General features: G+C 58.5%; 28 protein-coding genes. 11 read left to right on the top strand and 17 right to left on the bottom strand.

The annotated features are described in order from the left end of the window. The 6 genes from ACWNZ3_RS22670 to ACWNZ3_RS22645 all read right to left on the bottom strand — a co-directional run bounded on the left by ACWNZ3_RS22670 (window position 1) and on the right by ACWNZ3_RS22645 (window position 4,502). Entirely contained in the window at window positions 1-1,002 is a 1,002-nt protein-coding gene (locus ACWNZ3_RS22670) for a proline dehydrogenase family protein (protein ID WP_088716887.1), read from the bottom strand. Between the two features lie 3 nt (window positions 1,003-1,005). After that, on the bottom strand, window positions 1,006-1,239 hold the full coding sequence (locus ACWNZ3_RS22665) for a hypothetical protein (RefSeq protein ID WP_496902612.1): 234 nt from the start codon (window positions 1,237-1,239) through the stop codon (window positions 1,006-1,008). A 16-nt stretch (window positions 1,240-1,255) separates the two neighbouring features. After that, window positions 1,256-2,452, bottom strand: coding sequence for an IS256 family transposase (locus ACWNZ3_RS22660; protein ID WP_142495134.1), 1,197 nt, complete (start codon window positions 2,450-2,452; stop codon window positions 1,256-1,258). Window positions 2,453-2,565: 113 nt separating this feature from the next. Next, window positions 2,566-3,492, bottom strand: coding sequence for a fatty acid desaturase family protein (locus ACWNZ3_RS22655; protein WP_496902611.1), 927 nt, complete (start codon window positions 3,490-3,492; stop codon window positions 2,566-2,568). Between the two features lie 22 nt (window positions 3,493-3,514). Continuing rightward, window positions 3,515-3,808, bottom strand: a complete 294-nt coding sequence (locus ACWNZ3_RS22650; RefSeq protein ID WP_088716885.1) for an AzlD domain-containing protein — start codon at window positions 3,806-3,808, stop codon at window positions 3,515-3,517. Then, on the bottom strand, window positions 3,798-4,502 hold the full coding sequence (locus tag ACWNZ3_RS22645) for an AzlC family ABC transporter permease (RefSeq protein WP_088716901.1): 705 nt from the start codon (window positions 4,500-4,502) through the stop codon (window positions 3,798-3,800). The genes ACWNZ3_RS22650 and ACWNZ3_RS22645 overlap by 11 nt, the downstream gene beginning before the upstream one ends. Before the next feature lie 102 nt (window positions 4,503-4,604). On the opposite strand from ACWNZ3_RS22645, the gene ACWNZ3_RS22640 reads away from it, so the two are divergent. Then, a complete protein-coding gene (locus ACWNZ3_RS22640; RefSeq protein WP_088716884.1) occupies window positions 4,605-5,057 on the top strand; it encodes an Lrp/AsnC family transcriptional regulator in 453 nt (150 codons plus the stop codon). Between the two features lie 256 nt (window positions 5,058-5,313). Here ACWNZ3_RS22640 and ACWNZ3_RS22635 read toward each other — a convergent pair whose 3' ends face one another. Next, window positions 5,314-6,513, bottom strand: coding sequence for a DNA polymerase Y family protein (locus ACWNZ3_RS22635; protein WP_088716883.1), 1,200 nt, complete (start codon window positions 6,511-6,513; stop codon window positions 5,314-5,316). Between the two features lie 81 nt (window positions 6,514-6,594). Between ACWNZ3_RS22635 and ACWNZ3_RS22630 the strand changes: the two genes are divergently transcribed. Both ACWNZ3_RS22630 and ACWNZ3_RS22625 read left to right on the top strand, forming a co-directional pair. Next, the gene (locus ACWNZ3_RS22630; protein WP_133066463.1) at window positions 6,595-6,870 is read left to right on the top strand and encodes a hypothetical protein; all 276 of its coding nucleotides are present in this window, start codon (window positions 6,595-6,597) and stop codon (window positions 6,868-6,870) included. 9 nt (window positions 6,871-6,879) lie between these two features. Further along, window positions 6,880-7,569 (top strand): SOS response-associated peptidase, encoded by a 690-nt coding sequence (locus ACWNZ3_RS22625; RefSeq protein ID WP_088716881.1) that lies wholly within the window; start codon window positions 6,880-6,882, stop codon window positions 7,567-7,569. Here the strand turns inward: ACWNZ3_RS22625 and ACWNZ3_RS22620 are convergent. Further along, complete coding sequence (locus ACWNZ3_RS22620) at window positions 7,558-7,665, bottom strand: helix-turn-helix domain-containing protein (protein WP_121497624.1); 108 nt, start codon at window positions 7,663-7,665, stop codon at window positions 7,558-7,560. The two genes, ACWNZ3_RS22625 and ACWNZ3_RS22620, sit on opposite strands and share 12 nt — an antisense overlap. A gap of 229 nt (window positions 7,666-7,894) precedes the next feature. On the opposite strand from ACWNZ3_RS22620, the gene ACWNZ3_RS22615 reads away from it, so the two are divergent. Next, the gene (locus tag ACWNZ3_RS22615) at window positions 7,895-8,467 is read left to right on the top strand and encodes a biotin transporter BioY (RefSeq protein ID WP_088716880.1); all 573 of its coding nucleotides are present in this window, start codon (window positions 7,895-7,897) and stop codon (window positions 8,465-8,467) included. Continuing rightward, window positions 8,464-8,895, top strand: coding sequence for a DUF1284 domain-containing protein (locus ACWNZ3_RS22610; RefSeq protein ID WP_088716879.1), 432 nt, complete (start codon window positions 8,464-8,466; stop codon window positions 8,893-8,895). The genes ACWNZ3_RS22615 and ACWNZ3_RS22610 overlap by 4 nt, the downstream gene beginning before the upstream one ends. Here the strand turns inward: ACWNZ3_RS22610 and ACWNZ3_RS22605 are convergent. The 6 genes from ACWNZ3_RS22605 to ACWNZ3_RS22580 all read right to left on the bottom strand — a co-directional run bounded on the left by ACWNZ3_RS22605 (window position 8,892) and on the right by ACWNZ3_RS22580 (window position 12,890). Further along, a complete protein-coding gene (locus tag ACWNZ3_RS22605; RefSeq protein WP_088716878.1) occupies window positions 8,892-9,485 on the bottom strand; it encodes an energy-coupling factor transporter transmembrane component T family protein in 594 nt (197 codons plus the stop codon). The genes ACWNZ3_RS22610 and ACWNZ3_RS22605 overlap by 4 nt on opposite strands. Further along, window positions 9,482-10,147 (bottom strand): energy-coupling factor ABC transporter ATP-binding protein, encoded by a 666-nt coding sequence (locus tag ACWNZ3_RS22600; RefSeq protein WP_088716877.1) that lies wholly within the window; start codon window positions 10,145-10,147, stop codon window positions 9,482-9,484. The genes ACWNZ3_RS22605 and ACWNZ3_RS22600 overlap by 4 nt, the downstream gene beginning before the upstream one ends. A gap of 14 nt (window positions 10,148-10,161) precedes the next feature. Beyond that, on the bottom strand, window positions 10,162-10,731 hold the full coding sequence (locus ACWNZ3_RS22595) for a biotin transporter BioY (protein ID WP_088716876.1): 570 nt from the start codon (window positions 10,729-10,731) through the stop codon (window positions 10,162-10,164). Between the two features lie 10 nt (window positions 10,732-10,741). Next, a complete protein-coding gene (locus ACWNZ3_RS22590) occupies window positions 10,742-11,674 on the bottom strand; it encodes a phytanoyl-CoA dioxygenase family protein (RefSeq protein ID WP_088716875.1) in 933 nt (310 codons plus the stop codon). Window positions 11,675-11,884: 210 nt separating this feature from the next. Continuing rightward, on the bottom strand, window positions 11,885-12,520 hold the full coding sequence (locus tag ACWNZ3_RS22585) for a recombinase family protein (protein WP_231017865.1): 636 nt from the start codon (window positions 12,518-12,520) through the stop codon (window positions 11,885-11,887). Between the two features lie 127 nt (window positions 12,521-12,647). Continuing rightward, a complete protein-coding gene (locus tag ACWNZ3_RS22580; RefSeq protein ID WP_088716874.1) occupies window positions 12,648-12,890 on the bottom strand; it encodes a hypothetical protein in 243 nt (80 codons plus the stop codon). 266 nt (window positions 12,891-13,156) lie between these two features. Between ACWNZ3_RS22580 and ACWNZ3_RS22575 the strand changes: the two genes are divergently transcribed. Further along, window positions 13,157-13,414, top strand: a complete 258-nt coding sequence (locus tag ACWNZ3_RS22575) for a hypothetical protein (RefSeq protein ID WP_088716873.1) — start codon at window positions 13,157-13,159, stop codon at window positions 13,412-13,414. Window positions 13,415-13,424: 10 nt separating this feature from the next. Here ACWNZ3_RS22575 and repC read toward each other — a convergent pair whose 3' ends face one another. The 3 genes from repC to ACWNZ3_RS22560 form a co-directional block, all read right to left on the bottom strand. Beyond that, window positions 13,425-14,618 (bottom strand): replication initiation protein RepC, encoded by a 1,194-nt coding sequence (gene repC, locus ACWNZ3_RS22570; RefSeq protein WP_088716872.1) that lies wholly within the window; start codon window positions 14,616-14,618, stop codon window positions 13,425-13,427. A 316-nt stretch (window positions 14,619-14,934) separates the two neighbouring features. Beyond that, window positions 14,935-15,708 carry a hypothetical protein gene (locus ACWNZ3_RS22565; RefSeq protein WP_088716871.1) on the bottom strand — a complete coding sequence of 258 codons (774 nt, stop codon included), beginning with the start codon at window positions 15,706-15,708 and terminating at the stop codon, window positions 14,935-14,937. A gap of 222 nt (window positions 15,709-15,930) precedes the next feature. Beyond that, window positions 15,931-16,221, bottom strand: a complete 291-nt coding sequence (locus tag ACWNZ3_RS22560; RefSeq protein WP_338068414.1) for a hypothetical protein — start codon at window positions 16,219-16,221, stop codon at window positions 15,931-15,933. A 210-nt stretch (window positions 16,222-16,431) separates the two neighbouring features. On the opposite strand from ACWNZ3_RS22560, the gene ACWNZ3_RS22555 reads away from it, so the two are divergent. Genes ACWNZ3_RS22555 through ACWNZ3_RS22535 form a run of 5 tightly spaced genes read left to right on the top strand, consistent with a single transcriptional unit; the run spans window position 16,432 to window position 20,368 of the window. Next, complete coding sequence (locus tag ACWNZ3_RS22555) at window positions 16,432-16,767, top strand: hypothetical protein (RefSeq protein ID WP_088716870.1); 336 nt, start codon at window positions 16,432-16,434, stop codon at window positions 16,765-16,767. A 43-nt stretch (window positions 16,768-16,810) separates the two neighbouring features. Next, window positions 16,811-17,437 (top strand): lytic transglycosylase domain-containing protein, encoded by a 627-nt coding sequence (locus ACWNZ3_RS22550; protein ID WP_074647465.1) that lies wholly within the window; start codon window positions 16,811-16,813, stop codon window positions 17,435-17,437. Then, the gene (locus tag ACWNZ3_RS22545; RefSeq protein WP_074647466.1) at window positions 17,434-17,724 is read left to right on the top strand and encodes a TrbC/VirB2 family protein; all 291 of its coding nucleotides are present in this window, start codon (window positions 17,434-17,436) and stop codon (window positions 17,722-17,724) included. Before ACWNZ3_RS22550 ends, ACWNZ3_RS22545 begins: the two co-directional genes overlap by 4 nt. A 12-nt stretch (window positions 17,725-17,736) precedes the next feature. Then, window positions 17,737-18,015: a VirB3 family type IV secretion system protein gene (locus ACWNZ3_RS22540; protein WP_074647467.1), complete on the top strand. Its 279-nt coding sequence runs from the start codon at window positions 17,737-17,739 to the stop codon at window positions 18,013-18,015. After that, a complete protein-coding gene (locus ACWNZ3_RS22535; protein WP_074647468.1) occupies window positions 18,005-20,368 on the top strand; it encodes a VirB4 family type IV secretion/conjugal transfer ATPase in 2,364 nt (787 codons plus the stop codon). The genes ACWNZ3_RS22540 and ACWNZ3_RS22535 overlap by 11 nt, the downstream gene beginning before the upstream one ends. Window positions 20,369-20,496 lie beyond the last annotated feature (128 nt).

Raw genomic sequence — 20,496 nt, 5'->3', positions numbered from 1 at the left:
TCAGTAGTCCGCGCCGAAGACAACCCGGTCTGGGTTGTAGAAATCTGCCAGCGCCTGCAGGGCATTCGGCGGATGCTCGGCAAGCCGGTGCAAGAAATGAAGAAGCCATTCTTCCCCGTAAACGCCGGTTATGCGGCACCGATGCCCCTCGTTGTTCAGTGTGTGGAAAAGACTTGGGTTACATCCATGTAGCCCCTCCAGCTCTTCGGCCGCATCCAGGAGGCCGCGGGCATTCAACATGTCGATGATGGCAGGGTCATGCGTTGCGACAGCGAAACGAGACCCGGCCTCGGCGAGCTTCTCGATGCATTCCACATATCGAACATCCAGCTCTTTCCCGCGCGGCAGCGTCAGCGACGAGTGCTCATCATAGACACCCTTCACAAGGCGGATCTTACGCCTGGTCTTGATTAGCTTGGGCAGATCAACCTCGGTACGATGCATGTAGGCTTGGATAGTCAGACCAAGATTTTCATGCGAAGGGGCCAGCTGGTGAAAAGCATCCAGAATGGTGTCGGTCTGGGTGCTGCGCTCCATGCTAATCATAATCGTGGCACCTTGCTCGGCAGCCACCTTCGCAATGCGCGCCGTATTCGTCATCGCGAGTTCGCGGCTTATAAGCATGCCGACACTGGAAAGATCAAAGCCAAGCTGTAGCCCATCCGAAAACGGGCGCCCGCGCGCATGTAAGAGGAAGCGGATGTTTTCCTCCACAACCTGCTCGACCTGACCGCCATCGGATATCTCCTCACCAACAAACTCGACGCCGGCGAGGTATCCCTTTACTGACAAAACGTCGAACTTATCGGCGGCTTCGGACATTGACTTGCCGATGATGTATCGCGCCACCGTTTCGGTGAAAAACTGCTTGATGAATGGGTCGGCCGAGAACTTCTCACGGATTACAGGGTGAGCAGCGATTTTCCTGAGACCCTTTGCGACATCCTGATGCAAAGCATGAAGATTTTGCGATGAAGCTTGACGGAATTCTGGCTTGGTCATAAATCAGGCTCCTTGTGCCAGCGGATGTTGGAGAAGGATGCGCTGAGCAAAGCTCGGTCGATTTGGATCGCGTTCCTCGCGCGAGATTTCATCCTTGTACTTTCTGACGTAGGAGATCAGCGTCTCTTCTTCAGGATGTCTCCGCGTGAAGATGCCGCCCCACATTGCATCCCACTTCCGATAGGAGGTAGTGTCCCGGGAGATGGTGTAGGAACTGGCGTCCACCTGCTTCTTCATAGCTGGTGCTGCTCGTTCACTGCGCGGCGATCATCGTCGCCGCGCCGGTATCGTTGCACACGGCCGTCAGCTTTTCCACCGGCATGTAGCGGCGGGAGACGGCCCATTCATCGTTTTGCTCCAGCATGAGCGCGCCGACCAGCCGGATGACGGCTTCGCGGTTGGGAAAGATGCCGACGACATTGGTCCGCCGCTTGATCTCCTTGTTGACGCGTTCCAGTGGGTTTGTGCTGTGCAGCTTCGAGCGCAGGCTCTCGTCGAAGGCCATGTAAGCCAGCACGTCATGCTCCGCCTCATCCATCAGCTCGGCAACATCGCGGAACCGGTCCCGCAGGCTGTCGGCGACCTCACGCCAGCGGGCATGGGCCTGGTCGCGGTCCTTCTCGGCGAAAACGGTCTTTACCACCGCGCTGACCACCGGCTTGTGGGTCTTGCCCACGCGGGCCAGGAGGTTGCGCTGGAAATGCACGCGGCAGCGCTGCCAGCCGGCACTGAGCACCTTGCGTGCGGCAGCTTTCAGGCCCTCATGTGCGTCGCTGATCACCAACTGCACGCCCCGCAGGCCGCGCCGAGTAAGAGACCGCAGGAAGTCGGCCCAGAACGTCTCGGCTTCCGAGGGCATGACGGTAATCCCCAAGATCTCGCGCCGCCCGTCTGTATTGACCGCCACAGCCACTATCACCGCCATCGAGACGATCCGCCCGCCCTCACGCAGCTTCACATAAGTGGCGTCGAGCCAGAGGAAGGGCCAATCGCCTTCGAGAGGCCGGTTCAGGAACGCCTGCACCCGCTCGTCGATCTCCTCGCAGAGCCGCGAGACCTGGCTCTTGGAGGTGCCCGTCAGCCCCATGGCGCGCACCAAGTCATCGACAGCGCGCGTGGAAACACCATGGATGTAGGCCTCCTGGATCACTGCCATCAGCGCCTTCTCCGCCGTCCGCCGTGGCTCCAGGAAGGTCGGAAAATAGCTGCCCTTGCGCAGCTTCGGGATGTTCAGGCCGATGGTCCCCGCCCGGGTATCCCATTGCCGCGGCCGGTAGCCGTTCCGCTGGTTCTCCCGGTGCGGGCTGCGCTCGCCATGGCCCGCACCGCAAACGGTGGCCACCTCGATATCCATCAGCCGCTGCGCGGCATCCTGGATCAGCTCGCGCAAGAAATCCGCGTCATCGCTCTTGGCGATCATGCCCGGAAGGTCGATCATGTTCTCGGTCATCGTGCTCTCCTTCGTTGTCGTCGGTCTTCGAACAACCTCAGACTACGAAGAAGCGCGATGGCCGCCAGCCCGGCCGCGCGCTGCGCTACGCCAAGGGCTTCGCGCGCGGCCTCTTACACCACCCCACGGGGCACTACCCGATAGGACGGGTCCTCAAGGAGCACTTCGTGCGCCCTCTTGAGGTTGTAGAAGGGGATCGTCGGAAAGATGTGATGCACCAAGTGGTAGCGATCATAGTGCCGGCCGAAGAGGAAATTCTCGACTGCCCAACCATGGCGGTTACGCGTCATGAGAAGGCGCTTATTCTCTGACTCCGGCAGCGGGTAGTGCTCCGCGAGTTCAGCACACCAACCGATCGCGATGTAGGTTGTAAAACACGGTACGATCCAGAAAAGTAGGAATTCGAGCCAGATGTTGAACCAGGTCACCAGTCCTAAGACGACGATCCAGGTCGCAGCAAACATGATCCGGTCGCTCGTGACCGAGATCGGCATGCGGATGACAATCTTGTCCTTCGTGAAGAGAATGCGGTCCTGATAGATATACTTGATATACTCCCAGGATCGATACCCGATCAGAGCCAGAACGAGGTTCTTCAAGATGAACCGGCTGTGGCTTTCTTTGGCCTCGTATAGGCCCAGCAGAATGTGAAAATTGTAATCTGGGTCATCTTCCGGGTCGCCGAAATGACGATGGTGAAATCCCACGTGAGAATTTCTATAGGGCGTAAACATGTGGAAGATCAGGTAAGACGTCAGAACCGTCCCGCCCAGGAAATTGAGCAGTTTGTTCTTGGCAAAGTGAAAATGCGCAGCCTCGTGAAGAATATTGGCAAAGGTGCGCTGCGCAGACCCGATGATAATGATGGCAAGCGGATAGAACCAATAGGATACTCCAACGCACAGATAAATCGACCCTGCGATGAGAGCATATTCAAACGCGAGGGTGCGGACGGCGGCGACGTTGCTGGGCTCAGAGAAATGCTTGAGCTGGCGAAGAACATCCTTGCGTATTTCAAAATCGTGTTCGGCGTAGTCCATCATAGCCTCCGAAAGTATTTTTTTACAGTAGGTTACTGACCAAAGCGAAAGTGATGACGCCCCCGATCATGGTCAGCACGACATTGTTGGTGTAAATCGCGATCATCAGGGTGATCGCCGCAGCCAGCCATCCAACTTGAGTGATGCTGGACAGGGATGAGGCAACGAGCGCCACAATCAAGAGCCCTGGAAGCTCATCGAGCACCCAAGCGAAGCGGGACCTCTGGATCATGTTCCCCGTGACCAGGCCAAGCACGCGGATCGCATAGGTAGCGACTGCCAGCCCCCCAATCAGATACAGAATGTCATGGTTCATGGTTCTGCCTCCTGACGAAGCGCAGTAACTGCATGAAAAGCAGTCCCCCGATCGTTGCGATGACGATGGAATTCGCTGTCGCAAATCCCAATCGGGAAGCAAAAATAGCAATCGCGAACGTGACAGCCCAAGGGGCTAGGTCGGACCGGCCCCGCCACATGCCTCGGCCCATAGCAATGAACGCAGCCGTAAAGGCGAAACCCAGGCCAAGTTTCTCAAGATCCGGCACTGTGGAACCAGCGATGGCACCCATAGTCGTCGATGTCACCCAGGTCAGGATCATTACCGCCCCGGCTTCAACCAGGAAGCGTGCGCCGATAGATCGGTCTTTGTTTGCTTCGGAGACCGTTAACGCCCAGCTTTCATCACTGGTGATATGGATAGAAATGAGCTTCGCCCAAAGCGGCATCCCCTTGAGCATGTCGGCAATGGAAGCAATGATTCCGATGTAGCGCAGATTCAAAATAGCCCCTGCGAAGACTGCCCCCACGACACTTGATGTCGCAGCATACTGGTCAACTGTGACTATCTGCGCCGATCCGGCATGGACCAGCCCGCTCATGACAGGGACTGACCACCAAGGTACGCCTAACTGAACAGCTAGGAACCCGAAGGCGAACCCGTAGAGGGCGGCACCCACGGCCAGGGGGAGGATGGCAACGAAGCCAGATTTGGTGACTGCTGCGGTGTACATAAACCGCATAATTTGGTGGATTATATCAATATCATATAGCTTTTTTCCCCCAATATCGATTTTTCATTACACTTTATATGTGGCATGTGATCATACTCGATCATGGATGGTTTGGATCGAAAAATTCTTGCTCTTGTTCAAAGCGACTCACGGATCACGATCCAGGAACTCGCGGAAAGAACGGGCGCTTCCACCGCTTCTGTTCAGCGCCGACTTCGCGCCATGCGCGAGGCCGGTACCATCAAACGGGAGGTCGCATTGCTCGACCAACAGGCCCTCGGCCTTGGGATTACGGCAGTTGTCTCGGTGGATCTTGAGCGGGACAGCGTCGAACAGACGGAAACCTTCAAGCGGAAGGCCAAAAACGACCCTCACGTCACAAATTTCTATTGTATCGCAGGGGACTCGGACTTCGTCATGATCGTCGTAGCGAAAAACATTCAAGACTATGAAGCCTTTACGCAGCGGTTTTTCTTCGCTGATAAGAATGTCAGGAAATTCCGGACTTCCATCGTTGTCTCCACAGTCAAGGCCACTTTGGAGATGCCGCTTTGAATGGATAGTCACTTTCGCTGCTGCGAAAGCGACCGTTACCCGGATGGGCCGAGACTGGCCCCCTGACAGGACCATGCGCCGCGCCGCCCGGTGGCTCGGGACGAGACGGCGGGCGGCGCACCTTGGCGCAGGGACGGGCAGGGGGAAAGGCTCGGGGCGCAGGCCGCTTGCCGGCCGAAGCCTAGGGCGCGGTCCTGGGCGGGCGTGTCCTCGAGCAACCGCACGAGGTCACGAACGACCGGGATTCGTCATGAAACTACCCTTTCTCGAAGAATCCCGGATGATCCTGATGCACCCCATAGCTGACGACTCTCTGACCAAACCGGCGATTGATCCGGTCAATGGTTTCCGCCAGCTTTTCCCGCTTGTTCGCCTCACCCGGCGCCAGCGGCAGAAACAGCTCGCCCGGCCGTTCGGAAAGCGGGATGACTTCGCCCAGGTGAACGCCGATTGACAGCACATAGCCGTGACGCTCGTGGCGAAACTGCACCCATTCGGCTTCGAACAGCTTCAGGAAAATCGCGGAATCCTGACTCGGCGTCAGGGTTTTCGCGCGAGACCAACCGCGGCCTTCAGGAAGACGGATCATAAGGGAAAACCGCCGGGCGCAAAATCCGTCACGGCGCATTCGCTCGACCGCTTTTTCAGTCAGCCATCGGCCAACCGGTCGCGCGGCATCGGGCCGACGATACTGCGGAGCGAGAACCTTCGAGTTGCCGTAGCCGTTTCGCTGCGTCGGCAAGAGCGGAATCTCCATGCCCTGCAAGGCTCGAACGAAACGCTCACCTTCGACGGAGCGCCAAATCTGCCGGGCGTGGCGAGGATCGAGCGCATAGAGTTCCGCGACGCCCCAAACGGCTGCACGCTGCAACCGGGCTTTGATGCCGTGCGAAATCCCCGGCAGATCGTCAAGCGACAGATGCGCGATACGGTCGGGCATGTTTTCCGGGGCAAGCCATTGCAACCCGTCCGGTTTTTCGAGCTTGCCCGCGATCTTCGCAAGCAGGTGGTTCGGCCCGATGCCCACGGAACAGCGCAGCTCCGATCCGACCTGTTCGCGAATTGCGGCCTTCAACCGGCGGCCGAGATCGAGCGCGGCCGACAGCTCCGCTGTCTGGCCGCCGAGGGCGACCTGAAATTCATCGACGGAGCGGACGGCTTGAAGCTCTGCGATCTGGTCGATGACGCCGGCGATCTTCTGGTTCACGCGAACGTAGAGGCGGTGGCGGCTCGGGCGGAAAATGATGCCTGGGCACAACCGGCGCGCGTCGTAGACGCGCGTTCCGGTTTTGACGCCGAAGGCTTTGGCCTCATAGGACGCCGCGACACAGGCTCCCGATTCGGCGCTGATAGCGGTAATGCCGACAGGTTTACCGCGCAGCGACGGATCGGCCTGCTGCTCCACGCTGGCGAAAAAGCTATTCATATCAATGTATAGAGACCGCATCGGGGTCATGCGTCACGATCCTGCTTGTCGAGAAATGCCATATGTTCTTATTTTGTTCTCATGGTAGAACGCAAGGATCAGCTTCGGAACGTGGCCTTCGGCGGCAATTGGTCAGAAGAAATTCTGATCGTGGGCGAGCTGCGCCAGGTGCTTGCCCTTGTCGAGACGGCCGCGGCCGATTGCGCGGATCGAGATGTGGAAACAGAAGAATTTCTCGCGGCCATGCTCTATGTTCGGAAGAACATCGAGAAAGGGCCGATGCTGACAGGTGCCTTCTTCAAGGCGCTGCGGATCGAAAATCAAAGCCTGCGCCGGGCCGAGGCCCTGCGCGTGGCGAAGATGATCCGAGGATGGGCCGGACTGTAGGGGCGCGGAATGTGCAATCTCTATGCGAACATCGCCACGGCAGAAGCCATGCGTCGGCTGTTTCAGGTCTCGGCCGACCTTGATCGGCTCGGCAACGCCGAACCGAGGCCGGCGATATTCCCGAAGGGGCTGGCGCCGGTGGTGCGCCTCGATGCTGACGGAAAGCGCGAGCTGATCGAAATGCGATGGGGATTTCTTACGCCGCAGGTGTCGAAGAAAACCGGCAAGCCGATCAAGCCCGCCGCCTGGAACAATGCGCGCGACGACAAGCTGCGAAAAAGCGGTCTCTGGCGAGGCAGCTATGAGGATCGGCGTTGCCTGGTCCCAGTCACGAGCTTCAACGAGACCAAGGGCAGGCAGCCGGCGACGGATTACTGGTTTGCGCTCACCGGCGAAGATCCCGATGGACGGCCACCCTTTGCTTTCGCGGGGCTCTGGCGCGGGGAAAACCCGGAGCTGATCGAAGAGGATGAGACGGAGCTTCGGCATACCGTGGTCACGACCGAAGCGAACGAGCTGATCCGGCCTATCCACGCGAAGGGGCGAATGCCGGTCATCATCGAAGCTCCCGATTATGAGACGTGGTTGTCAGGCGATCCGGATCAAGCCGCCGCGCTGATCCGGACCTTCCCGGCTGACAGGATGCGGATCGCTCTGCAAGGTGTCGGGGAAAAGGCGGATCGCGGCTCAGACGGTTGACCGAGCCGCAAGCTGATCGTCGCGGAGTCGCGTAATGGTCTCGCGGCTGACCGCCAGCCGCTTCGCGATCTTGGAAATGGATTCGCCCGCCGCCAACGCGGCCCGCGTTTACTCTTCGGCTTTGGCCGAAAGGGCGCGAGGGTGGCCGAGACGTTTGCCCTTAACCTTCGCAGCTTCCACCCCGGCATGTGTTCGCCCCCGCGCCTTACGGCGCTCCCCCAGAGGATATTTCAGGAAAGATGATGGGCAGCCGAACCGCTTTGTCCGCTCATGCTTAAGTGGTACCGTCGGGACTATTGGTTGGAACGGGAGCAAGGGGAACTAGATGCAAATTGGAACGGGCCAAGCTTGTCCTATTATCGTTGGACGTGAGGGGGCGCTGATCTTGGTTGGCGCGGCCGTAATACTGCTCAGCATCTCGTCCCACATAGAAATTCCGATGGTACCCGTCCCTATAACGGCTCAAACCTTTATGGTATTGACTGTGGGGGCCGTTTTGGGACCGCTACTCGGCGCTGTCGGGACCGTTATATGGCTACTCTGCGGCGCTATCGGTTTGCCTGTGCTTGCGGGTGGCGCAAGCGGCATCGGTCATTTTGCGGGACCGACCGCCGGATTTCTCTTCGCGTTTCCCATTGCCGCCCTCACTGTCGGCGTCCTGGTTTCCAGACGGCAGGGCCAGGGGTTTGCCTATCGGGCATGGTGGGTATTCCTGGCAGGTATCGCAGGGCACATCATTTGTCTCGGGCTCGGCGTGCTCTGGTTGAGCACGTCGATCGGCATAGGCGCAGCGCTCGAAAATGGCTTCTTTCCTTTCATCCTGGGGGGCATCATCAAGTCGGCCGCTGTTGCCGCCGTGGTGATCGGGATTGAGCACCAGAGGGGCAAGGCATCGTGATCGAACTGCGCGCGCACCATTTGCTGTGCATGCTGACGTTTGCTGGAAAGGGCTACTCACCAGGGTTTGTAGCCAAATTTCACTCTGTTGCCAGAGCCATCAACCAGGGAACCCCGGTCAAAATCATCGCAGGCCCCGATGAACTCTGCGCGTGTGTGATCGCGGAAGACCCCGAGCCACATTGCCATAACGCGTCCGTCACGGCCCGAGATCTGACCGCTGCGCGAGATGTCGGTGACAAGCTCGGTATCGTAATCGAACCCGGTACCATTCTCAGCTTCGACAACCAAACCATTGCTTTGATGCGATCATGGTTTCGCAGCGGAATAACACGAAGGGCCTGCATTGAATGCCAGTGGCATGAACTCTGCACGCGGCTGGCAGAAGACGACTTTGCCGGCTGCGAACTGGAAGGAACGCGCGGCTAAAGCGGCGACCGTGCCTGGATCGCCTCGGCGATTTCATCCCCAGTTTTTAAAGTCCGGACGACCAATGGGACAAGGAGAGCCTTCACGCTACGATCAAGGCCCCGGGCCTTCTGCGCCATGCGCACCTCGTCCAGCGTTGCGCGCACCAGTGGGATGAATCGGAGCGCAAGGGATATGGCGAGGGCGATGTGATCGGCCGGCACCCAGGAAGGAGCATGTTTGAGCCCCGCTTGAATGCCGTCGACAAACTCGCTCGTTTTCGTCGTCATGGTGATGAGCGACGCCGCGAGGATCAAGATTCCAAAGCGCACGACAACGAAAGCAGCAAGTTCGAGCCCCGCGAGAATGATTTGCGCGATGAAAATGATGGCAAGAATCCACAAGGCAGGACGGATCGCCCGATAGGCATGTGAGAACCCGATTCCAGCCAGCCAGTAACCTATGGCGACCAGGATCGCGCCCACAGCCAAGGGCACCCATCCCGACAAAACGAATAGAAGGGTGCAGAAGAGCACGAGCGCCAGGATCTTATAGCCGGGCGATATGCGATGAAGTGGGCTATTCCCGAAGACATAGAGGTCTACGATCATGCTGATCTCGCGATATAGTCTTCGATGACGGCGTTCGGCTCGCCATCCCCAACGATACGACCTGCCTCGATGTGGATGACCCGATCAAACTCGCGCAACAAATCCAGATCGTGCGAGACGAGAACAACATGCTCCTTGAGGTCCGTAATCGCTCGCATGAGGCGCTTTTTGTTCCAGAGATCGAGCAATGTGGTCGGCTCATCGAAAACGATCATCTGAGGCTGCATGACCAGGACCCCGGCGAGCGCAACCATCTGCCGCTCTCCGCCGCTCAGTTGATGTGTGAGACGATCTTTCAGGTGTTCGATCCGGAAGCGCGCCATCACCTCGGCTATGCGTTCTTTGATCGTCGCGCTTGGCAGCTTCAGATTTTTCAGGCCGAAAGCGAGGTCTTCGTCCACGATCGGATAGACGATCTGGTTGTCTGGGTTCTGGAACACGAACCCCACCTTTCGGCGCAACTCCTTCAGCTCGGTCGATCCTTCGAAAGTAATCGTACCCGAGCTGGGCTTTTCCAGTCCATTGAAGAGCCGGGCAAATGTGCTTTTGCCCGACCCGTTCCGTCCGATGATCCCAATGCGCTTTTCGTTGAGATCTATGTTGATATCGCTCAGGATCGGCCGGTCGCCTTTCTCGACAACCACTTGCGAGAAGGAGAGCATTGCTGATGTGCCCCCTACTCGGTCGTAGCGGCCTGGCGCTTGCGGGGCGTAATGATCGGATAGGACTTCTTTACGATCACGATCACGGCAGCCGCGATAAGGCATTTGATGATGTCACCGACGAAGAACGGGAGGGAACCGACGAAGGCGGCCCAAACAGAGATTTGGGCAACGAACGCGCTCCAGGGAATACCGATCGCATAGAGCACGACAATTCCCCCCACCACCGACGCCAGGAAGGCGTTGAGGTAGTTAAGCTGATGCCAGAAGCGCTCCACGAGGAAACCGACCACGAAGGCAGTGAAGATCCAGCCAATCAGATATCCCCCCGTAGGGCCAAGGAAAACACCAAAGCCCCCACGGCCTCCCGGAAGCAGGGGAAGCCCGATCGCAACGAGCAAAAGGAACAGAATCATCGACAAGCCGCCGCGTGTGGCCCCCAACACGCCGCCGGCGAGCATGGCGCCGAGAGATTGAGCGGTGATCGGAACGCCGACAACGGGCAGGGTGATCGGCGGAAAGACCGCCAGCGCGGCCATGATGGCCGCGAAGAGTGCGATAAAGACGATATCACGCGTTTCCATGTTTGCCCCCTTAAGCCAACTCACGTCGCACGAAGCGCTTGTCCCGGTCCGTAAAATACTCGCTGTCGGTCAACAGCGAGCCGTCTGGCAGACCGATTTCCATATGGGACCGCGTGAAGGCTTTGTGACCGTATTTTTCTGCCGGATATTCCAGGTTCCGGGCGCGTTGAAGATCGTAATGCGACCCGTCCTCGACGAAGCGCATCACAAAGGCAGCTCGCTTCGGCAGTGGTCCATCCTCCAGCATTATACTGCGGTGAACAACATATTTGTTGAACACGAGAACATCGCCCGGCTCGAAGTCATCCTCGACCTGATGATATTTGAGGATTTCGGCCATGGTGGGCGAATTGAGAATGCCCGAGCGCATGGCAAAATAGTCATCCATGGTCGTCTTTTCGCCCGCCTGTTCCTTGGCTTCGAGCGTGGAAATCATGGCTGGTTCGATCTGGTCATAGATGAACTTGCCAGATACGACCCGCTCAGGCACGTAGGCCATACCACCACGTTGGCCTGACTTGTGAACGGGATGGAGTGCTGCCCATATCGTGCAGCCAAATTCATCGGCAACCTGATAGCCAAAGCTTTGAACGCCGACATGCCAGGGGAATCCTTTGCTGATGTTCTTTTCCAATTCGAAGCAGAGCTCGAAAGTCAGGAACAGGTCCTTCTGCACGAGCGCCGTCAATGCCTTGCGAAAATACGGCCGGGCGATCAGCTCATAGATATCCGTTTTTTCGGTCTCGAAATCGTATTTGAGGCGGCTGAACTCGCTTTTAAAGTTCTCCGGCGCTCGGCTCATTTCCACCTCAACCCGATTGAGCAGGGTATGCACGACGTCAGGATTGAAGAATCCGTCCAACTTTACAAACCCGTCACGTTGAAATTGCTCAACCTGCTGGGGCGTTACATGAAAGTCGTTATCAAAAGGGTGTTCCTGCATCGCTGCCTCCGCTCTAACACCATGCTCGCGTCAGACTGCACCATTTCAAAGCTGAATGCTACCGGAGGATTACACGCCCAACTACTAAGGATGTCGGGCTGAGACCCGGTTAAGGGGCGATCCAGATCAAGCCTTGGCACTTATCCGAACCTTCTCGGCCGACAGGATGCGGATCGTCCTGCAAGGTGTCGGGAAAAGGCAGATCGCGGCTCAGTCGGTTGATTGTGCCGCTAGCTGATCGTCGCGGAGTCTCGTGATGGTCGCTCGGCTGACTGCCAGCCGTTTAGCGATCTTGGAAATGGATTCGCCCGCTGCCAACGCGGCCCGCGCATCCTCTTCGGCCTTGGTCGAAAGGGCGCGGGGGCGGCCGATGCGTTTGCCTTTGGCCCGCGCGGCAGCAAGCCCGATCTGGGTTCGCTCTCGAAGCAGGTCACGCTCGAACTGAGCAACGGCGTTGATGACATTCATGGTCAATGTTCCCGATGCACTTGTAAGATCCAGCCCAGGAAATGCGAGACAGTGAACGCGAACGGGAATTTTGGCCAACTCCGCAACTGTCGATGACACGTCGATCGCATCGCGGCCGAGGCGGTCGAGCTTCGTCACAACCAGTATGTCGCCCGGTTCCAGCCGATCGACCAGCCGCGCGAACTGGGGGCGCTGTTTCGCGGGGACGCTGCCGGAAATCGTCTCCGTAAGGATTCGATATTCCGGCATCTGGAAGCCCGCCGCCTCGATCTCGTGAACCTGCGATGCGACAGACTGCTCGACGGTCGAAACCCGAACATAGGCAAAGGTTCGGGGCGGGTCGGCCTGGGCCGGTGCGAGGGGTAAAGCTGAAGGCAATGAACACGTCCCTAGAGTGACCGAAATATCTGGCCGAAAAGTAGCATGCGTTCAAAACCCGAGAAAGGTAGTTTTGGACAGGTCCAGAGGCATGTTCCATAACGGTTCCTTTGTGGACACGGTTATATTAGAGATTATTGACGGCTTTGAGCTCAGCAGATTCGTCTTCGGACATGCAACGGGCTTGATCTGGATCACCCAAAGGAAACAGCGCACCTGCATATCCTTCGTTCGCGCAGATACTCGTGATGATTTCCCCGAAAGCTCTGCCATGCTGAAGGGCAATTTGGTGGCGCACGGCAAAACCCAAAGCGGTGCCGGTGATGAAGATCAAGAAGCCTATAGTCGTGGCCTTCTGTGCTGTCGTCATGTTGTGTTCTCCAAACGTTGGAAACAGTGTTCAGTGGGGGCTGTCTGCCCCCGCGCCTTGTGGCGCTCCCCCGAGGATATTTCAGGGAAGATGAAAGGACGGAAATCATCGCGATGTTGTTGTTCTGAGTCCATCATTATGATATTGATGGCCTTGCGATACAGGCAGGGATGCCGATGGTCGCGGAAGGTGAAAGCGTCATGCGCTGTTCTCCAAGAGGGTCGGGACCGCGAGGTGCCGGCCCTCTCTCGTAGAAAGGGTCTCACATGAAAATCATCCTGATTTTGGTGCTGTTCAACATGCAGTCGGGTTCCGAGGTCATCACGGCCGAGTTTGACGATGTGGAGGCGTGCGAGCTGGCGGCGCTGCGCACGTTCCAGGGCGTCAGCGCCGAGGTCGAAATGCGGGGGCTGGAGCCAGCCGGGGCAACGATCGCCGGCACGGTCATCGCGCACGGCGATGATGGTGCGGAGCTTGGCATGTATAGCTGCAATCCGTCGCGGTCGGATCGACGGAACGGTTAACCGCTGCATCCTAGTATCCTCGCCGGCGCTGCAAGCCGATCACGCTGCCGATGAGGTTGAGGTTGCCGCGTTTGTGCGCCCGGATCATGCCGCGCAGCGCACCGCCGGGGTTACGCACCGGGGTTTGCGGGTGGTCGCGGTTCGCATCGAGGACCAGGACGCAAAGGGTGGCGCCGAGGCGGCCGAGTTCGCCGCACGCGGATCGCCATGCGGAATAGTTGATCCCGAGCGGCGAAAGCATGTCGTGGGCGGCGTCGATCATAGTTTCCTTCGTGATCTGATTGGATCTTGCCTGAAGGGTCATCTGGAAGTCGGGCGATGCGAGCTTGAAAAGCTGCTCCGGTTCAAAAAGCGCCTCAAGTTTGGGGTTGATAACACCGCTATCCGCTTCACACTTATTTTCTCTGCAAATATCGGGGCCGGAAGGCCCCGATCTAAGGAATCCAGTGTGCGCGGGCTTGCCCGCGCTCCTTTCATCCACGCTAGCGTTACAGGATACAGAAGGATTCTGCTGGTTGTCCTCTTGTATAAAGGACCGGAAGGTTTCTGCCGGTTCACAGGAAGAATTAGGTAGGTTTTCAATGATCTCTTCGAGTTCCATGCACAGCTTGGCAGTGGCTTCGACATGGACTTCGAGGCGGTCCAGTCCGAGGGAATGAAGCCGGTCGGAGCGCGGCCAGGCATCAAACCGGGCGAGGACCGAGGCGACTGCCTCATCTTCCAGTGCTTCGGGGGCGAGCCGCGCGATTGCTTCCTTCATCCGGCGCAAGCGAACGCTGCGAAGGCTCTTCAGCTCCTTGATGCGCTTGGTCACGGCGCGCTTCTGGTCGCGCAGGGCCAACAGGTCGGCAAAGCAGGCTTTGAGCGGGGTGAAAAGCAAGCCCCGCCCGGTCCCGGCTTCGCGGGCACCGTTCGCCTTGGTGTCACGCTTCAGGATGTTCTTGCGCTCGAAGTTCCGCTCATGGCTGCGGAGCTGCCGTGCGGTCATTTGAAGGCGCTCGGCCATCGTTTCCTGGGTGCCGTAGAAGGTCGGATCGGCACCGGGTTCGATCCAGTCCTTTTCGCTCGTGCTGCCGATGAGCTTGGTCAGCACGAAGATTGCTGCGCCGCTCAGGTTTAGGTCGGGTCCGATCTCGCTGATAACCGCGATCACGTCGCGGCGGGTCATGCCCTGCGGCAACGCGACTTGTGGTGAGTGGTTCATTTCCTTGTCCTTTTCTGCTCGTTGGACAAGGCGGCAAGGCAAAGTTCTCCTGTTCGCACAGGTGCGTTTTTTGCTTGTTTGGCTGTCGGGAGGGTGGTAGAACCAGTCCTGAAAACAGATTGTGTTGGACCGTTCGGAACGCCAATTCCTTGGTTCTTAGACCCCCCCTCGCTTGGTTGCCGCCTTGCGGGGGGTTTGCTTTTCGGGGTGTCTGCTCTCCTTGCCTGTTCGATTCTTATGATCGTTCACGACAGGCATACTCTCTTTAGTTGCCTGTCGCAATTATAGTATTGAACGGCCTTCCTCGGCACTACTCTTAGTAGTTGACCTGCTCGAAACCATAGTTGCCTTGATAATCACGCCATTCCACGAAAACCGAACGGTGCCAGATGCCAGGGCAGTTCTCGCCAAACCGCTCCATTCCCGTGTGAGCTTCAGGCAAAGCGCCAACCGATGAATTGCGCCAATAGAAGTCTCCTTGGGTGCCATAAGACCCCATGCGGACGTTCGCCATGCGCGAGCAGTCGTCACGGGTCTCGCGCTGGCGGGCATAGGTCACATTGAAGACGCGGATCGAACGGACGAAATCGAACTCCGACCCGCTGATGTCGATGTCGGCCGTGCCGTTGTCGTCGCTGTATTCCCCTTCCTGCACGAAATGCAGGGCGAAGCCTTCAGGCAACCGCCGGGCAGCCCCGCCGCTCTGGCGAAGAACGGCGGGTTGCGGCTTAAGCGCGGCGTCCGTGAGTGGTGCGCTTGGAAAGGATTGCAGCGGCGGGGGGGCGCTGTCCTGCATAAGAATGTCAAAGAAGCGGGCCCGGTTCAGCTCGGACGGATCGACGTTGAAGGACGCGCCCATCGGACAGCGCCAGATTTGCAGGGGCGGCTCGACCGGCCAGGGTGTGATCCTGCGAATGAACTCTGCGCGGGCACGAGCACAAGGCTCTGAGGCTGGCCAGCCGCCCGAAAGGCAGAGCAGAATGGCACAGTCGATCTGATAGCTTTGTGCTTGTGCCCGCTCCGGGGCCGCGACAAAGCTGGACGCCGCGACGGCGCAGGCCAGTGCGGTTGTTCGGAGCAGCTTCAACATGGTATCTCCTTCGATTAATGGCGGTGCTATAAGGAAGAGCGCACTCTTATAATCTTGTGATAGGGCGAATGCAGGCCGATTGGCAACATATTCCGGTTGAAAATCATCTTGCAGGCCGGGGCAAGGGCGGTTCGCGCCAGCTTCTCGCAGGCGTTCATCTGCTCGGTTCGACCGTAAGGGTATCGACGGCCACAAGCGGAAACCCGCTCAACTATAGAGGTATCAGTCGTCGGAGACCACTTGATCGAAGAAGCGTCGGTATTCCTCACTGACCTCCTGCCCTTCCTGGAAGGCCCGCGCCCGCTCTTGATCGAGACATTGCAGGTAGACGCTGAAGTCCTCGAAGTAGATCTGGAAGTCGTCATAGATCAGGTCGCGATACTCCCTTGCGGACTCGATTTCGGCGGGAACGAAGGGCCGTTCAGGGGGAAAGCAGGTATTTGCTTGCACCCCGGAAGCCGAAAAAATAGACGACATTATAAGCATGTAGGCCGGTAGCTGCGTTCTCGGCATCCTGCGCTGTCCCTTTAGATCACTTGGGAATTTGGTTGGTGATGTGTATTGGTGCCTTAGAGCAGAACTTTCTGCGAGGCGCAACATTACAATGTTGCGCCCCATCTTATAATGTCGTAGGACTGAAGAGCCCGAGAAGGGTTCACGGTCCGTTAACCAGAAGGGAAAGCGCCGATCGTGAGGACAGACCTAAACAAAGAAGCGCCTAATGTGGTTACAGAGACGCAATTCAGGGTCCTCTTGCAGCAGGGGTATCAAGCTGAGGTTGTATGTAAAACCCCAGCGTTCCGAAAAAATGCAGTCTGGTATGGGGAGTGGTTCATCCGGGCTGTCACCGAAGACAGATCGGTTGAGAAGCTGCTTGTGCCGGGGCGTCGCTGGAACAAGCAGGAAGAGGAAATCCAATTGCGGCTCTTCAAGACCGCGAACGGCCTCATCTCCTTCCTCGAAGGGTTTGGCTTCGATCCGATCCACATCCCCCTGCGAAAAGGGGGCCGCGCCCTCCACGTTCTGCCGAACGGCAACACGCTATCTGACGACGACTAGCGCCGCTCTGGCGCTGTCCTGCACCGTTGCTCTGGCTCAGGGCATGGTGCTGGTGATGGAGGGCGATGGATCGCTTCGACCCTCCACCCCGCAAACCAACTTCGCCCGAAATTACAATGATGGTGTCGGCCAAGGATCGGCTTCCGACGAGCTGACGCTGTTCGGCCGTGACCGGGATGCAGCCGAGGAAGGGGACGGTTCGTTCCGGGTGGCTGCTGTGGCGCCTCGCGCCGTGGCACCCCGACCCGCGATCCTGAATGCCATCGACCAGACCGCCCTTCGCTACGCGAGCCATCCGGCTTTGCGCCGCGCGAACATCAGCGTGACCGAATGGCGGCTGCTCTATCAAGCGAACATTGAAATTGAGAGTGCCTACAACCCGAGCGCCCGAAGCCATGTTGGCGCGATCGGGTTGGGGCAGCTCATGCCAGCGACGGCGGCCAATCTCGGCGTCGATCCCCACGACTGGCAACAGAACCTCGACGGGTCTGCTCGGTATCTCCTGATGATGCTGGCCCGCTTTGGGGACGCTCGACTTGCTTTGGCCGCCTACAACGCGGGCCCCGAGGCGGTGGAGCGGCATGGCGGCATCCCACCCTATCGGGAGACGCAAAACCACGTCAGCCGCGTGCTGGCAGTTTTCAACAGGCTCGAAGGAGAACATTCATGAAGCCTAATCTTAACGTCTTCGTCGCGCTCTGCGGGGTTCTGCTGATGCTGGCAGAACCCGCTCTGGCGCAAAGCATCGACCTATCGCCAGTCCAGGATGTGCTTCAGGGCATCGTGGACGCGATCACCGGCCCCCTTGGGATCGTGATCGGCACGCTGGCGCTGATCGGTGTTTTCCTGTCGTGGCTCTTCGGCATTCTCGATTTCCGTCAGGCCATGTGGGTTGTGGTGGCAATCGCGGGTATCGCTGCCGCACCGACCATCGTTTCCGCAATCTGGTCTTCGTAAGGAGCTGGCACGATGGCGGAACAGTCTCGTCTTTTCCTTGGCCTTGTCCGGCCTCCCAAACTTCTCGGGCTGCCGATCATGTATGCGATGGTCTGGCTTTTCGGGTCTGTTCTGATCTTCGTCTGGCTTCAGCATTGGGCAGTCGCGGCTATCGCGGCGGCTGCCTATCCCCTGCTGTGGAAGGCGGCGGATTGGGACGAAAATTTCCTCGACGTGGTGGTGACGGCCTTGCAGGTCACGCGCCCGACCCTCAATCGCAAAATCCACGGCGGAGACAGCTATGCCCCGTGATACGAATTATGACCCCCGGTCCCTGCTGCCTGGCTGGTTCGGGCGTGAAGTGAAGCTCGCCTCGATGCTGCCCTATATCAGCCTCGTTGACGACAAGACCGTGCGGACGCGGGGCAATGAACTATTTCAGTGCATCCGTCTGGACGGGGTGAACAGCAACACCACCGACGACGAATATCTGGACCGCACACGGGCGCTCTTTGCGTCCGTGGTCGCGCGGATCGGGCCGGAATGCTCGTTCTATGTCCACAAAGTTTCAAAAGCGATCACGCCCGATCTTGTTCCGGTCGAAGGCGATAGCTTCGCCGCGGCTGTGGATCGTCGCTGGCGGCAGGCTCTCGGTCAGCGCCATTTGCGGGACAAGACGCTGACGCTTACCGTCATGAACCGCCCGGCTGTCGGCTCTAAGCTGCCGCTGCGCGCGGCCAAGTCGGCCGAGCTGCTGCGGGCGCAAACGGAAAAGCGGATGGGCAGGCTTCAGGAGGTTGTTCGCTTCCTTATGTCGTCCTTCGCAGACATGAACCCCCGGCTGCTCAATGAGCCTTCGGGCGAGCTTCTTGGCTTCCTGGGCGCGTTGAACACTGGCCAAGAGCTGCCGCTGTATCGCGGTGCCCGCACGACAATCGTTGCCGAAAATGTGGCGAACACGCGCGTCACCTTCAAAGGCGACAAGTTCTTTCTGTCCGATGGGGCAACCGGCCCGCGCATCGGCTCGATCTTCGCGGTGAAGGACTATCCCGAGAAGACGCATTGCACGATGTTCGATGAGCTGAGCCTGCCGGTCGATATGATCGTGACGCACAGCTTCACCCCCATCAACAGCAACTGGATGGCAGGGCGGATCAAGCGGCAGATGCGGCTTCGGGCCTCGGCTAACGATGGCGCCGTGTCGCTGCTCGAAGAGCTGCCGACCGCGCTCGATGATCTTGAATCGAAGCGTCTGAGCTTTGGCGATCACCATATGTCGGTGGCCGTGTTCGCGGACAGCGAAGAAAAGCTGGCAAATATCGGCGGCGAGATCAAGAACACGGCCTCGACCGAAGGTGTGAACCTGATTGCAGAAGGCTTCGCCAGCGCCACCCATTTCTTTGCCCAACACCCCGGCAACGGGCACGCGCGGAGCCGAAAGGGGGCGGTGACGAACCGGAATTTCGCGGACTTCGCCGCGTTCCATCGGACACCGCTCGGCAAGACAGCGGACCAGGTGCCGTGGGGCAAGGTTATCACCATGTTTCCCACACCGGAACGCTCGGCATTCTCCTTCAACTACCATGAACAAGGCTCCCCGGACAAAGAGCCGACCGGCGGTCACACGCTGATCCTTGGGCGTCCTGGCTCGGGGAAGTCGGTTCTCTCGGCATTCCTGATGACGCAGGCCCGGCGGGCCGGGGCACGTCTTTTCGTGTTCGACTATCGCTTGGGCATGGAAATGGCGGTGCGCGCAAACGGTGGCCGCTATTCCTCGATCAAAGCCGGTGACGCGACGGGGCTCAACCCGCTGTGGACCGAGATTGACGAACGCGGGCAGGCATGGCTCTCCGACTGGCTGGCCTCGCTGATCCATCGTTCGGACAAGCCGCTGACCCCCGCGCAGACGAACCTTATTCAGCAAGTGGTTCGGCAGAACGCGACGGCCAGCGATGCGAACCTGCGCAACTGGCACGATCTGGCCTCGCTTTTTATCTCGGCCGATGATGGCGGTGATCTTCATGAGCGCCTGCAAGAATGGACTGCCGAGGGTCGATATGGCTGGATTTTCGGCCAGAACCGTGAAGATACGTTCTCACTCGACGGGGAAGTTGTTGGCTTCGATCTAACCGGCATTCTCGACAGCGAAAGCGAGAAAGAGCGGATGGCTGTGCTGTCCTACCTCTTCCGCCGCGTTGAGCGGGTTATCGAGGACCGCAAGCCAACCATCATTGTCATTGATGAGGCGTGGAAAGCTCTCGACAACGGCTATTTCGCTGAACGCCTCTCGAACTGGCTCGTGACGGCCCGGAAGCAAAATGCGGTCGTCGTGATGATGACGCAGTATGCCAGTCAGCTCGAACAGACGCGCACCGGCAAAACCATCGTTGAAGCGGTGCCAACGCAAATCCTTCTGCCGAACATCCGGGCCAAGGCATCGGACTACGCGATGCTGAACCTTCATGACAAGGAACTGGACGTGCTGCTCACGTCCAGCCCGGCGTCCCGCATGGGGCTGGTTCGAGATGACCAGGGATCGGTCGTCATCAATGCAGATTTGAGCGCCCTCGGGCCGCTCCTAACCGTCCTCGGCGGGATGGAAAAAGGTGAACAGTTGGTGGGTGCCGATTACCGCCAGCGTGAAGATTTTTGGAGGGTCGAATGAAACCTACTGCAATCCTGATTATGCTGACCGCTCTCGGTGTCGCTGGCTGTGCCGAGTATCGGCCGTCCGAAGCGAATTGTTTCGACACGGTGACGCGCAGCAGTCACAGCATGGCCTTCCTTCCTACG

This window comes from Sulfitobacter sp. IGS-18, from assembly GCF_059628195.1.
Note: the sequence above shows the minus strand (reverse complement) of the source record. Positions and strands in the feature narration are given on the sequence as shown.